Source organism: Bacillota bacterium (assembly GCA_013178305.1).
Lineage (GTDB): Bacteria > Bacillota > Sulfobacillia > JABLXB01 > JABLXB01 > JABLXB01.
This window is the reverse complement of record JABLXB010000001.1, coordinates 518,678-532,285: the sequence shown is the minus strand read 5'-3', so window position 1 is coordinate 532,285 and position 13,608 is coordinate 518,678. Positions and strand designations below refer to the sequence as shown.

The following is a 13,608-nucleotide window of genomic DNA, read 5'->3' as shown; positions in this document are numbered from 1 at the left end:
GAACGTGGAGGGAAACCGCATGCTCGGTTCGTTCAAAGGGAAGAGCCCGAGGATCACGCAACCGTCGCTGGTCACGGAGACGGCGGTGGTGGTCGGTGACGTCTCAATCGGCCCAAGGTGCAGCATCTGGTACGGCGCTGTCCTCCGGGGCGACATCAGCTCGATTACGATAGGCGAGGGGACCAGCGTACAGGAGAATGCCGTGATCCATGTCGACCCGGATTATCCGTCGCGCATAGGGGATGACGTCACGATCGGGCACCTGGCGATGCTTCATAGCTGCACCGTCGGTAGCAGGACGATAGTGGGCATGGGCTCGGTCATCCTTGGCGGCGCGGAGATCGGTGAGGAGTGTATCATCGGCGCCGGCGCAGTAGTGGCGCCGGGGACGAAGATCCCGCCGCGGAGTATGGTCCTCGGCGTGCCCGCCAGGGTAGTCCGGCAGCTGAGCGACAGCGAGGCTAATGGCTTGATCGCGCACGCCAACGATTACTGGGAACTCGCACAGGCCTACTTGGGTAAGTAAAGCGGCGCAGCGCCCCGCCTTCCGTGGCCGGGCGCCGCGCCAACCCGCGCTACCTCTCCGACCTCAGGCAGAGGCTGATGTCGATCTGCCCTTTCGTCGTCATCAGGGGGACTACTATCCGGTTGATGTCCACGGTCGAGATAATCACGCCGCGCCCGCTGATCACGATGGGCGGCGTGAGGCGGCAGATGTATCCCTCTTTCTCCAGGCTTATGCTGGCCATACCTGTTATGAGATTGCCCAGTTCGGCGAGCGCGCTCTCGGCCATCTCGTCGAATATCGGCACGCGGTCGTCCACCATGACTCCCACTATGCCTTTCGCAGTCTGTTCGGACATCCCGTAGAGTACGATGCCGCAGGCGTCGCCTGTGACTCCCAGCATTATGGTTACGTCTGAGGACGTAGCCTTCGACTGCTCGAGATTCAGTTCGCCCCTTTGCACCGCCAGGTTCAGCTCCTGGGTCAGCACCTGCGAACCGGCCTGGATAAACGGGTTGACAAACGCTGCCTTAATCACCCCGGTCCCCCCTTTGATGATGGCGGTGACCGCCCTCACACTGGCGTCAACATACTGCTGTACAGCACAACTCATTTGCCCGTCCCCCCCCAAGGACTGATAGCATGCTCAAAGATATACTCACGTACGTCAGTCAACCTGCTCGCCTGTAGAAAAATGGCAGTACCGGTTCAAACCCGATAATCTTGGGATTGAACAGTGTCTCTGTCTCCCCGACGAAAAGTACCCCGCCAGGCTTCAACGACTTGCAGAACCCCCTGAATACCCTCTCCTTTGCTTCTTCGGTGAAGTAGATGACCACGTTGCGGCAGACGATTATGTCCATCCCCTCGGGGTAGTGGTTCCCGAGGAGGTCGTGGTACTGGAACGTCACGTATTTCTTGATCGTGTTCGACACTGCGTATTTTCCGTCCCTCGCCTCGAAGTACTGTATACGGGCCGGCCCCACGTTCTTGAGGTCGTTCTGGTCGTACAGCGCGGCCTGGGCCCTGGTGAGCGTCTTCCGGTCGATGTCGGTCGCCAGCACCGTGTGGCCCGGGTTGCCCGTCTCGTGCAGGAGTATGGCCAGGGAATACGGTTCGGCGCCGTTGGCGCAGCCCGCGCTCCAGATCCTCAGCGGCCGCCCGGTCGATACGCTGGGTATGATCTTCTCCTTCAGGTCCTTGTAGCGGTCGGGGTTACGGAAGAACTCCGATACGTTGATCGTAATGAAGTCCCAGAGTTCGCGGGCCTTTTCCGGATCGTGCTCGATCATCCTGGCGTAAGCGTAGTAGTCCTCGACCTTCGACCTGTCGAGCAACGCTTTCAGTCTGCGTTCCATCTGTTGCGGTTTGTAGCAGGCTATGTCTATCCCCGTAACGTCGAGGACCCGTTTTCTCAGGAGTGAGTACGATGTATCCTCCAAAATCATGCGCTACACCGCCTCGTGCACAGTCCGTCTACTGCTTCCTTTATCGCGTCCGCTATTTCACCAATAGGGCACACCCTGTCGGCGTATCCCATCTCGATCACCGCGCGCGGCATACCGTATACTACGCACGTGGACTCGTGTTCCGCGATTACCGTGCCCGCCCGGGACTTGATGGCGGAGCACCCCTTGGAGCCGTCGAAGCCCATCCCCGTCAGCACGACCCCTACGCAGTTGGGACCGAATACCGCTGCCGCAGCTTCCATAGTCACGTCCACCGCCGGTCGCACGCCGTGTCTCGGCGGGTCCGTCGTAAGCGACACCTGCAGGTCGCGGTCAAACGTCATGTGAAACCCGCCCGGGGCCATGATGGCGCGGCCCTCGACTATCTGCTCGCCGCCCGACGCCTCGACCACTTCCAGGTGCGACAGATGGTTCAGCCTTTCGGCGAGTGACCTCGTGAAACCCGCCGGCATGTGCTGCACCACGAGGACGCCCGCCGGAAGCCCCGCCGGAAGACTCTTCATAACATCCTGGAGCGCCGACGGCCCACCCGTGGACGATCCGACTACTACCACTGCCCGCGCCGCCTGCGTTTTCTCTGGCGCTATCTTCCTCACCGGTCTTGTCTCGGGCGGCCTGTACACTGGCCTTAACCTCGCTCTGGCGCTGGCCCACACCTTCGAGACCAGTTCGTCCTTGAGGGAACTCATGTCGGGGAACAGCCCGCTCGACGGTTTAGGGACGAAATCCACCGCGCCCAGCGATAGCGCCCTTATGGTTTCCCTCGCGTGGCGCTGCGTCAGGCTCGACACCATCACGACTCGCGTCGGGCATTCCGCCATGATCCGCTCGAGCGCCTCGATACCGTTCAACCTTGGCATCTCGATGTCGAGAGTGACGACGTCGGGCTTCAGGCCCTTGATCTTCTCGATCGCGTCGAGCCCGTCGCGGGCGGTGCTGATCACCTCCAGCCGGTTGTCCGACTGGAGAATATCGGAGACCACCCGCCTCATGAATGCGGAGTCGTCTACAACAAGTACCCTGACTTTGGGGGCCATTTGGCTCACCCTGCCGCCTGGACCAGCTTTCTAACGGTGGCCAGGACGCGGTCTGTCTGATAAGGCTTGACGATGAAATCCTTGGCGCCCGCCTTGATCGCCTCGATGACCATTGACTGCTGGCCCAGCGCGGTGCACATGATCACCTTTGCGTTGGGATCATTCTTCTTTATCTCCTTCACCGCGGTGATGCCGTCCATGACCGGCATCGTGATGTCCATCAAGACCAGGTCGGGCTTGATCTCGTTGTACTTGTCGACCGCTTCGGCCCCGTTGGCGGCTTCCTCCACCTCAAAACCGTTCTCGGCCAGCAGCTTCATGCTCTTCGACCTGACGTAGATTGCATCGTCTACCACAAGTATTTTCGGCATGTCTCTCCCACGCTCCCACGCTCCCAATCTCAGATAGTCCAGGCGCCCCTGGTTGCGGTGGCGACCTCAACTACGCCCGAATTCACGAACAGGCGCAATGTGCGCCCGAAATCCCCTCCGCAGTCGGAGCCGGCTATCTTCAAGCCGGACTTCTCGATAGCCTGCAGCACTGCCAGCTGGTTCTGCTTCCCGATGTTGGTGCCGTTCGAGACCTCGAGCAGCGCCAGGATCTTGGCGCCCCCCGCCATCTTGACGATGATCCGGCTCCTCGCGGCGCCGTGCTTAACCATTCCCTCAATAAGGGCGGGGACGCAGCTGGTGGCATACTTGCCCTCCTCGCCCGGGGCGACCCTTCCGTCCGGAAGCATGATGTGCGCCATGCCCCCAACCCTGGTAACGGGGTCGTACGCTGTGAGGCCGATACACGACCCCAGCGAGTAGGTGACCAGCACCGAATCCGGATGTTTGCTGAATTCAATACTGCCGATCAAAACCGGGATCACGTTTGGGTTCATTGCTGCCTCCCAAGTCCGTCCAGCAATCGCGCAAGGCTGTCCTTGGAGGGAATCAGCACCATCATTCCCATGACGCCCCGCTCCTGAAGGCGGATGTCCGTCTTGAGAACCATCGCCTCATTGCCGAACGGTGCCAGGTCGTACAGCACCGATTGCAGGATAGCCCCCGCCATGTCGGATACCAGTATTGGCGGAGTAGGCAGGATCCGGAGACCCGAAGCATCCGACAGGAAGTTCAAGATCCTTGAGCCCGCTACGTTACTGACCTCGCACAGTGCGGACGCTCCGAGCTCAGGATCCGGCCTGTCCTGGCCGGTTACCAGCGCAGCGAGCGTCTCGGCGGCCCCCGGTTCGTAGAGGAACGCGAGGTGCCCGTCGATATCGCCTGCGACGCGCGAGTATGTGGCGACGACGGTCCGGTCCAGCGGCCCCATCAGGGAGGGGATCTTGCTGATATCCACCGGCCGCAGATCCGAAGAGGTGGATACCTTCACCGAGACCATCAACTCAATGACCTGCCTGGCCTCACCGATACCCCCCGCTATTGCCTTGTACAGGATGTTTCCGGTCTTTGCGCGGCGCATCAGCTGGCAGCCTCCCTGTACATCTCGACGTTTTCGTCGGCGTGAGACATGACGAGCCGCGATACGTCCACTATGAGCGCGAGGCTTCCGTCGCCCAGGATAGTCGCCCCTGATATTCCCTTGACTCCCCCGAAGAACTTCCCCAGGTTCTTCACGACGATTTCCTGCTGGCCCAGCAGGCTGTCGACTGCGATCGCAATCTGGACGCCATAGTCAACGGTTATGACGGCATAGTCCCTCCCGAACGAGCCTCCGTTGAAGAACAGGCCGTCCAGGTCCACGAGCGGGAAGATCCTGTCCCTGACGCGTATAACGGGCTTCCCGTGGACCGTGCTCATATTGGACGGTTCGACCTTCACTGCTTCAGAGACCATTGAAAGCGGTATGCTGTAGACGTTCTTCCCGGCCCTCACGAGCAAGGCCTGGATAATTGCGAGAGTCAGCGGCAACCGGAGTATGAACGTTGTGCCGCCGCCCGGCCGCGACTTGATGTCTACCGTGCCGTTTATCTTCTTGAGATTCGTGCGGACAACGTCCATGCCGACGCCACGGCCCGAGACCTCGCTCACGCGCTCCTTCGTGCTGAAACCCGGGAGGAATATCAGTTCCAGTGCCTGCTCGTCGTTGAGGCGCCTGGCCGTTTCCTCGGTCATGAAACCCTTTCTCACCGCGGCTGTGCGGAGGCTCTCGGGGTCGATCCCCTTGCCATCGTCAGTGATGGTGATGACCACCTGGTTCTCGTGGTGAGCGGCGATCAGCCGGACGGTGCCGGTTTTCGGCTTACCCGCCCTCGAGCGCTCGCCCGGAGTTTCGATCCCGTGGTCCACGGCGTTCCTCAGGATGTGGATCAGCGGGTCGTCGATGGCCTCGATCACCGAACGGTCGAGCTCCGTCTGCTCCCCCTGGATCTCGAAGTTGACCTCTTTCTTGAACGAGGACGCGAGGTCCCTCACGAGCCTCGGGTACTTCCTCACCAGGTTCTGCAGCGGGACCAGGCGCGCCCGCATGATGCCCTCCTGCAGCTGCGTGCTGATCCGCGCAATGTGCGCCGAAATCCCGTTCAGGTTTCTCTCGAATTCCTCAAGGTCCGTGGCTTCCTGGATCTTGCCCGTCACCTGGGCGAGGCGCGTGCGGTCGACGATGAGCTCGCCAATGAGGTTCATGAGTGTGTCCAGCACTTCCACGTCGAGCCGGACGCTCGACCCCAGAACCCTGCCGCCCGCCTTGGGCTGCGCGGGGGCCGCCTTCGCCTGGATTTTCAGCTCGGTGACGCCGGCGTTGACAACGTCGGTAACCGAATGGATCGCCCTGGTGATTTCGTCGGCGTCCCTGTCCGTAAGCACTATAACGTCAAGCGTTGCGCCGGCTTCGTCCCTCTCGATCTGCTCCGGCGACGGGTCGGACCACGGGACCTTGCCCATGTCTTCGAGGAGTGAACACACCTGGAATGCCCTTACCGACGGCATGACGGCCGCCTGGTCGAATTCGATGTGAACCTGGAACGCGCGGTACCCCCGCGTGACAGCCTCCGCCAGCTCGTTCTGAACGGTGGACCATGGCACGCTCGCCGTGAGCTGCGCCGCATTACCGGCCGGTCCGTGTGAAACGCGATCGTCTTGAGCCTTGCCGTTACCGTAGCCGTCTACCCCTCGTATCCTCGCCACGAGGTTGTCACCCTCGGGACAAGCGCCCCCATCTTCCAGCTTCTTTTTGGCTTCGTTGAGCCAGTCGAGACCGTCGAACAACAGATCCCTCTGGTCGCTGGTGGGCATGGCGCCGTCGCGCCACGTATCGAGCAGGTCCTCCATGGCGTGTGTGACCTGCGCCATACCCGAGAAACCTATGGTCGCCGAGGAGCCTTTCAGGGTATGCGCGGCCCTGAATGTCTCGGCTACGACGTCCGGATCGGGCGCCTTCTCGAGCTTTAGAAGCCCGTCTTCCATAACCTCCAATAGCTCGGTCATTTCCGCGAGAAATAGCTTGAGATCGTCGGTGAGACCGGCGGGCAAAATGGTTCACCCCACTTTCGAGTCATCCGGACCGTCGCTTCAGCTGACCGCCTTCAGCTCCATCTGCTCCTGCTTGTTTAGCACCTTCTCCAGGTCGAGCAAGATAATAAGGCGTTCCTCTACCTTGGCGACGGAGCTTATGTACTCGGCGTCGATCCCGACGATTACGGGGGACGGGGGCTCGATGACGTCGCTGGAGATCCTGAGGACCTCGGAGACGCTGTCGACGACCATTCCGATGGTGTTAGCCTGGATCTCGACGACCACGATCCTCGTCTCCTTGTCTTCCTGACTTAATCCCAGATGGAACCTCTTGCGAAGGTCGATGACGGGAATAACCTTGCCGCGCAGGTTGATGATCCCCTCAACAAAGTCCGGCGTCCGTGGGACCCTGGTTATGTGCTGCATGGTGATGATTTCGCGGACGGCCGCTATGTCGACGCCGTACAGCTCTCCTGCGAGCCCGAACACCACGAGCTGGTGCTCTTCGATCGTCTTCCTGACCTCTTCTGCCATTTCAAGTCCCCCCAAAAGGAAAAACTAGCGAACAAACTGTCCAATTGTTAATATCGGGACGTAGAGGCAAAAGATTAGAGCAGTGATAGGAGGGATTCGGCGGTGAACACCAGGCTAGACCCGTTCGTGGTTTCCCTGCTCGACAGGCTCACGGGGGCGGGCTACGCCTGCTACATAGTTGGTGGCGCCGCGAGGGCGGTCCTGGATGGAACGGCCGCTAGTGACTGGGATGTAGCGACGCTGGCGACGCCCGCGGAGGTAAAGCGGGTGTTCGGCGACCTTGACCTCATCGACAAGGGCGAGAAGCACGGGACTATAGGGCTCGAACGGGACGGTGTCGTCGTGGAGTTCACCACGTTGCGGTCGGAAGCGTCGTACAGCGATCGCAGGCGCCCTGATTCGGTGACCTTCATCAGTGACATCAACGAGGATTTGTCGCGAAGGGACTTCACGGTTAACGCATTCGCGCTGGAGTGGCCGGGGCTGTCAATCGTCGACCCGTTCGGCGGGGTCAAGGACATGCGCAAGGGCCTGCTACGGGCGGTGGGCGACCCCCGGGAGCGTTTCGCCGAAGACGCCCTCCGGATGATGCGCGCGGTCCGCTTCGTGTCGGAGAACGGGTGGACTATCGATGGCCGTACGCGGACGGCCATCTCCATCAATGCCCACCTGCTGGGGCGCGTGTCACGGGAACGCGTGCGGGATGAGCTTTCACGGCTCCTTCTCGGGCCGCATGTCGCCAGGGCACTCGCCCAGATGATAGATCTCGGGCTCATGGACCAGGTCATCCCGGCATTCGCACGCTCGGTAGGTTACCCCACCGGCTCACCAACTGGGGACACACTGGACGAGCACGCCATCTGCGTTGTGTGCCTGGTGAAACCCGAACTCTTGCTCCGGCTGGCGGCGCTGCTGCACGATATCGCCAAGCCTCACACCCTGACCCTGGACGAATCGGGGTCCGGACACTTCTACGGCCACGAGAAGACGGGGGCCGAGATGGCGGACCGCATCCTCGAGGGACTCCGGTATCCCAGAGCGGTCCGCGAGAAGGTAAGAACCCTGGTCAGGGAGCACATGTTCTTCTACAGCGCCACGGTGACCGATGCGGCCATCAGAAGGCTGATAGCCCGCGCCGGCGCCGCCAACGTGTTCGACCTGATAGAGCTGAGGAGAGCGGACGCCGTGGCCTCTGCTTTTGGGGCGCGAGCCGTTCTGCCGGCCGGCCGTGGGAGCGCCTGCGCCGCCGCCATGCGTCAATACGGCGAGCGTGTCGTTCTCCAGATGGAGAGCAGGGTCCGCCAGATATTTGAGGCGGGTCAGGCGGTCAAGGGGAGCGACCTCGCCGTGGACGGCCACGACGTGATGGAGGTACTGGGGATAGGCCCGGGGCCGGCGGTGGGTGAGGTGCTGCAGGAGCTCCTCGACCGCGTCATGGACGACCCATCGCTCAATGACAGGGAGAGGCTTAGAGAATTGATGAGGAACTTGAAGACCCGGGCGTAACCCGGGCCTTCCGGCTGTGGATTCTGGTGACGCGCTCAACGGTTCGCGGGCTTGGAGATCGAGGTCGCTGCGGGCGCCGCCGCCTGGGTCGATGAGCCCTTCAGGTACGCGAACCAGTAGACCCCGCCCACCAGGGCGGCCCCGCCGACGATGTTGCCCAGCGTGACAGGGATGAGATTCCGCGTGAACATCGAAACCCAGTTCAGGTTGTCGATCTTTCCCGCGAGCCCCGAAGCCGCAACGACCTCGGGGACCTGGGAGAGGACGATACCCACTGGTATGAAGTACATGTTTGCGACGCTGTGCTCGAACCCGCACGCGACGAAGCCCATTATGGGCAGAAATAGTGCGGCAATCTTGTTGACCACGTCGTCTGCGGCCAGTGACAACCATATGGCCAGGCAGACCATCCAGTTGCACAGGATCCCCCGGATAAATGCGGCCTGCCAGCTGAGGCTGACTTTCGCGTTGGCCCACGCGACTGCTTTCGCTCCGACTAGATAGTTGTTGGCGGCCCACTGCCCGCTCTGCACGACGAGCCACGCCACCAGGAGTGAACCTGCGAAGTTCCCGGCGTAGACGACCAGCCATGCTTTCAGGACCCCCGGCCACGGTGCCTTGCCGTCCAGCGCCGCCACTGTGAGCATCATGTTGTTGCCGGTGAACAGCTCCGCGCCGGCCACTATCACCAGCGCCAGTCCAACAGTGAACACCACCCCCGTGATGAACTGCGAGAACCCATACCCGAAGTACTTGCCCATGTCGTCAGAAACCACAGTAGCGAGATCTCCCGCCAGGGCTATGTATGCTCCCGCCAGTACCGCGAGTGTGAGCATTTTCGCGGGCGGGAGTTGGGATTTCTTCAGACCGGTGGCGGACGCCGCCCGAGCGATTTCGACTGGAGTCAGCATGTTCACTGATAGATGACCTCCCATGAATGCAATGGAGGTAGTAATTCGCGCCGTGGCGCATCTGTCCTGCAGGAGCGCGTGTTGAACCCCCGCTTTGAGCGTGCTATACTGTGACAAACAGTCCGGCGTAAGGGGGTTCGGCGATGAAGTTCAACGAAAAATTCGGGCGGGAAGGGCTGACTTTCGACGACGTTCTCCTCGTACCCCGCTACTCGCAGGTCCTCCCCGCCGACGTCGACGTTTCCACCCGTTTCACGCGCAACGTCCGGCTGAACATCCCTCTCGCCAGCGCCGGCATGGATACTGTCACCGAGGCGAGGATGGCGATTGCTATAGCCAGGGAGGGCGGCATCGGCGTAATCCACAAGAACATGTCCCCCTCGAGGCAGGCGGCCGAGGTAGACAAGGTAAAGCGCTCCGAACATGGGGTCATAACAGACCCCATTTCGTTGCCTCCGGACGCCACCGTCAACGACGCGCTGGACCTCATGGCGCGTTATCACATATCGGGTGTGCCGATTGTGGAAGCGGGCGGGCGGTTGATAGGCATCCTGACAAACCGCGACATCCGCTTTGAAGAGGATCACACAAAGCAGGTATCGCTGGTGATGACCCACGACAACCTGATAACCGCCCCGGAGGGCACTTCGCTGGCCGAGGCGAGGAAGATACTCGGTAAGCACAAGATCGAGAAGCTTCCACTGGTCAACGACGCTTTCAAGCTCAGGGGCCTGATAACGCTGAAGGACATCGAGAAGGCGCGCAAATACCCGAACTCGGCGAAAGATGCGCGTGGCAGGCTGCTTGCGGCTGCGGCGGTCGGCGTCGGGAGGGGCACGATGGAGCGGGCCGCGGCGCTGGTGTCCGCGGGCGTGGACGTTCTGGTCGTGGACACGGCGCACGGCCATTCGAAGGGCGTCGTGCGTACGGTCAGGGAGTTGAAAGACAGGTTCCCGGAGGTGGACGTGGTCGCGGGCAACATCGCGACCGGCGAGGCGGCGCGGGCACTGGTCGAGGCCGGGGTTGACGGGGTGAAGGTCGGCGTCGGGCCGGGCTCGATATGTACGACGAGGGTCATCGCGGGGATCGGTGTTCCGCAAATAACTGCAGTCTGGGAGGCATATGTCGCGGCGCGCGAGGCGGGAGTCCCGGTCATCGCCGATGGCGGTATTCGCTACTCGGGTGACATCACCAAGGCGATAGCCGCGGGCGCGGACAGTGTCATGATCGGCAGCCTGTTCGCCGGTACGGAGGAGAGTCCCGGCGATATGGAGATATTCCAGGGCAGGAGCTTCAAGGTCTACAGGGGCATGGGGTCGGTGAGCGCGATGAAGGAAGGCTCCGCCGACCGCTATTTCCAGGAGAACGGCCAGAAGCTCGTCCCCGAAGGGATAGAGGGAAGGGTTCCTTACAGGGGCCTGCTCTCGGAGACGGTGTTCCAGATGGTCGGCGGGCTCCGCTCCGGGATGGGCTACTGCGGGGTTCAAAGTATCCGGCAGCTGCAGGAAGAGACGACGTTCATCCTGATTACCGGAGCCGGCCTGCAGGAGAGCCATCCTCACGGGGTCTACATCACCAAGGAGGCCCCTAACTACAGCGGCAGGTAATGCGCAATCACGCTGGTAGTACGCAGCGAGGCTGGACGCGAAACCGGTGACAACCCTATGAAGGGCGCTTCGCACGGTGGCGGAAGCGCCCTTGCCGTTTTTCTGGTCCGCGAGACGAGCTCTGCGTTGAAGAAATGTATGAAAGACAGGACCTGTCTGAGTGGGGCGCAGGCCGAGAACATCGAAGTGGCCCGTGGATGGGATTTCGACGCCTACACGGGCTTTTTTCATTCATGGAAACGCGTGGCTCCCCACAATTTACGTAAGTCAGAATACTTCACATTACGTCAATACTCCACGATGTATCTGGATGGTGGGCTTTAGCCCCCGAAGGGGTACCCGCCTTGGGCTACACAATCCCGCCTTTGAACAGCCCAGAGCCATCGCAACGGGCGATCTTGCGTCTCGAGATGAGAGCAAGACTCATGGGGCTGATCCCGGAAGCCAGCAGGTAGTGTCGAGCGTCAGTGGATATCGAAAGGAGGGTTGAACAGGGAAAATACCGTCATCATCACACCATCCGAGCCAGTCGTGCGAGCCGCCAAACTCAACAGTCACGATGTGGCGATAGGCCATAGCAGTCGGCAGTAGTCTAATACCCTGGGGGGGAAAGTCAATGAAAGCGAAACGACGCAGAGTGTCACTTAGTTTGAAGCTTGTCGGCCTGCTGATCCTGTTCTGCGTGACTCCCATGATTGTCATGGGGTACCTCTCGTTGAGGTCCGTGGACAGGGAGCTCTATACCATGATCCAGAAGGACCTTACAAACCAGATCGAGATGGCTCTCGCGCTGATCGAGGCGGAGGCCGACCAGGTCGACCAGGGCGACATCACCCTCGCGGCCGCCCAGAAGAGGGTGAAGGAAATCTTGAAAACCAGGAAAGTGGGGAGCACGGGCTATTTCTACGCCATAAGCTCCAAAGGTCAACTGGTGATGCATCCCGCATCTGAGGGAAAGGACATTTCGAACGAGGATTTCGTCAAGGAAATGCTCCGCCAGCGTACGGGGTGGGTTCGCTACTCGTGGATCAACCGCGAGCTGGGCGAGACGAAAGCGCGCGACAAGGTGACCGCGTTCAAGGAATTCAAGAAATGGGACTGGATCGTGAGCGCGGGAAGCTACCTCGACGAATTCCAGGGCCTGTCCAAATCGGTCACACAGACCGCACTGCTCACCGGCGTGATCGCGGGTATACTCGCGATCGTTGTCGGGAGCCTCGTCGTGACGAGCATAAGCAAGCCCATCGGGCGGATCTCCGACCTCGCTGTCAGGGTGGCGGCTGGCGACCTGCAGGTAGAGGTACCCCAGGTCAAGAGCAAGGATGAGGTCGAGGACCTGCGCAACGCCTTCGCGCAGATGATCGAGTCGCTGCGGAACATGATATCCCACGTGACCAGGCTGTCCGGCGACGTCTCGGCGAGCAGCCAGGAGATGGCTGCAACCGCTGAGCAGTCGTCCAGCGCGATCCAGCAGGTGGCCAAAGCGGCCCAGGACGCCGCCAGGGGTGCCGAGAACCAGGCCAAGGAGGTCACCGAGACAGGGAACGCAATGAAGGGGCTGCGCGACGCGTTGACCCAGATCGCTTCGGGCGCCCAGGATCAGGCCAGGATCACACACCAGACCCTCGATTCGGTCAAGGAGATTGCCGCGGCGATCCAGGAGTTGTCTCGAGCGGCCGAGTCTCTGTCTCAGACGTCCGAGAGAACCAGGGAAGGCGCGACCTCGGGCAAGGAAGCCGTTGACCAGACCGTCGAAGGCATCAAGCTGATCGGCGACGTCGCAAACAAGATCAACGAATCCATCCAGGAGCTGGCTTCCCGTTCTGAAAAAATCGGTGAGATAGTCGGGGTCATCGAGGACATCGCCGGGCAAACCAACCTGCTGGCGCTGAACGCCGCCATCGAGGCCGCTCGCGCCGGGGAACACGGCAAGGGGTTTGCCGTTGTTGCGGACGAAGTCCGGAAACTCGCGGAGAGGTCCGCCAGGTCGACCAAGGAGATCGCCCAGCTGATCTCGGAGATCCAGGCCGGCACTCAGAAGAGTGTCACGGCGATCGATGATGGCGTCAGGGCTGTGGAGAAGGGCGTCGAGCTCGGAGTAAAGTCAAGCGAGACGATGAAGGAGATACTCGACCTGGCGCTCTCCACGGACGAGAACGTGAGATCCATCGCCAGCGCCATAACGCAGATCTCGTCGAACAGCAGCGAGGTTACGACCGCCATGGACCAGATAGCCTCCACGTCGGAAGAAAGCACAGCGGCGACTGAGGAAGTCACAGCTTCAGCGCGGCAGGTGGAGGACCTGGTTCAGTCAATCGGCCGTGCTGCCCAGTCCAATGCGGCCGGAGCCGAAGAGATATCCGCCTCCAGCGAGGAGCTCGGTGCCTCTTCGGAGGAGATGGCCAGTTCCGCGCAGTCGCTGGCCAAGATGGCGCAGGAGATGCAAGCGATGGTGGCCAAGTTCAGGATCTAGCCGCGCCGGCGGGGACAGTTGCGGGAATCCTGCGACTGCACGACTGGCGCCGGTCGAACGCGGTTCAAATTCAGAGGGGCCCTTGCTCTCCAAGCGGGAGCAGGG

13 protein-coding genes are annotated in these 13,608 nt (G+C 61.2%); 4 read left to right on the top strand and 9 right to left on the bottom strand.

Going from position 1 to position 13,608, the window contains the following annotated elements; genetic code table 11:
* Nucleotides 1–19: 19 nt before the first annotated feature.
* A complete protein-coding gene (locus HPY55_02505; protein NPV69503.1) occupies nt 20–526 on the top strand; it encodes a gamma carbonic anhydrase family protein in 507 nt (168 codons plus the stop codon).
* Nucleotides 527–575: 49 nt separating this feature from the next.
* Here HPY55_02505 and HPY55_02500 read toward each other — a convergent pair whose 3' ends face one another.
* The 8 genes from HPY55_02500 to HPY55_02465 form a co-directional block, all read right to left on the bottom strand.
* Entirely contained in the window at nt 576–1,043 is a 468-nt protein-coding gene (locus tag HPY55_02500) for a chemotaxis protein CheX (protein ID NPV69502.1), read from the bottom strand.
* A 133-nt stretch (nt 1,044–1,176) separates the two neighbouring features.
* Entirely contained in the window at nt 1,177–1,953 is a 777-nt protein-coding gene (locus HPY55_02495; protein ID NPV69501.1) for a protein-glutamate O-methyltransferase CheR, read from the bottom strand.
* Entirely contained in the window at nt 1,950–3,011 is a 1,062-nt protein-coding gene (locus HPY55_02490; GenBank protein NPV69500.1) for a chemotaxis response regulator protein-glutamate methylesterase, read from the bottom strand. The genes HPY55_02495 and HPY55_02490 overlap by 4 nt, the downstream gene beginning before the upstream one ends.
* Before the next feature lie 5 nt (nt 3,012–3,016).
* Entirely contained in the window at nt 3,017–3,382 is a 366-nt protein-coding gene (locus HPY55_02485) for a response regulator (GenBank protein ID NPV69499.1), read from the bottom strand.
* 29 nt (nt 3,383–3,411) lie between these two features.
* On the bottom strand, nt 3,412–3,897 hold the full coding sequence (locus HPY55_02480; protein NPV69498.1) for a chemotaxis protein CheD: 486 nt from the start codon (nt 3,895–3,897) through the stop codon (nt 3,412–3,414).
* Nucleotides 3,894–4,481: a chemotaxis protein CheC gene (locus HPY55_02475; protein ID NPV69497.1), complete on the bottom strand. Its 588-nt coding sequence runs from the start codon at nt 4,479–4,481 to the stop codon at nt 3,894–3,896. Before HPY55_02475 ends, HPY55_02480 begins: the two co-directional genes overlap by 4 nt.
* The gene (locus HPY55_02470) at nt 4,481–6,490 is read right to left on the bottom strand and encodes a chemotaxis protein CheA (protein NPV69496.1); all 2,010 of its coding nucleotides are present in this window, start codon (nt 6,488–6,490) and stop codon (nt 4,481–4,483) included. The genes HPY55_02475 and HPY55_02470 overlap by 1 nt, the downstream gene beginning before the upstream one ends.
* 39 nt (nt 6,491–6,529) lie before the next feature.
* Entirely contained in the window at nt 6,530–7,006 is a 477-nt protein-coding gene (locus HPY55_02465) for a chemotaxis protein CheW (GenBank protein ID NPV69495.1), read from the bottom strand.
* Nucleotides 7,007–7,108: 102 nt separating this feature from the next.
* Between HPY55_02465 and HPY55_02460 the strand changes: the two genes are divergently transcribed.
* Nucleotides 7,109–8,512 carry an HD domain-containing protein gene (locus HPY55_02460; protein ID NPV69494.1) on the top strand — a complete coding sequence of 468 codons (1,404 nt, stop codon included), beginning with the start codon at nt 7,109–7,111 and terminating at the stop codon, nt 8,510–8,512.
* Between the two features lie 35 nt (nt 8,513–8,547).
* Here HPY55_02460 and HPY55_02455 read toward each other — a convergent pair whose 3' ends face one another.
* Nucleotides 8,548–9,447: a formate/nitrite transporter family protein gene (locus HPY55_02455; protein ID NPV69493.1), complete on the bottom strand. Its 900-nt coding sequence runs from the start codon at nt 9,445–9,447 to the stop codon at nt 8,548–8,550.
* Nucleotides 9,448–9,566: 119 nt separating this feature from the next.
* Between HPY55_02455 and guaB the strand changes: the two genes are divergently transcribed.
* Nucleotides 9,567–11,030: an IMP dehydrogenase gene (gene guaB, locus HPY55_02450; GenBank protein ID NPV69492.1), complete on the top strand. Its 1,464-nt coding sequence runs from the start codon at nt 9,567–9,569 to the stop codon at nt 11,028–11,030.
* A 616-nt stretch (nt 11,031–11,646) separates the two neighbouring features.
* Complete coding sequence (locus HPY55_02445; GenBank protein NPV69491.1) at nt 11,647–13,503, top strand: HAMP domain-containing protein; 1,857 nt, start codon at nt 11,647–11,649, stop codon at nt 13,501–13,503.
* Nucleotides 13,504–13,608 lie beyond the last annotated feature (105 nt).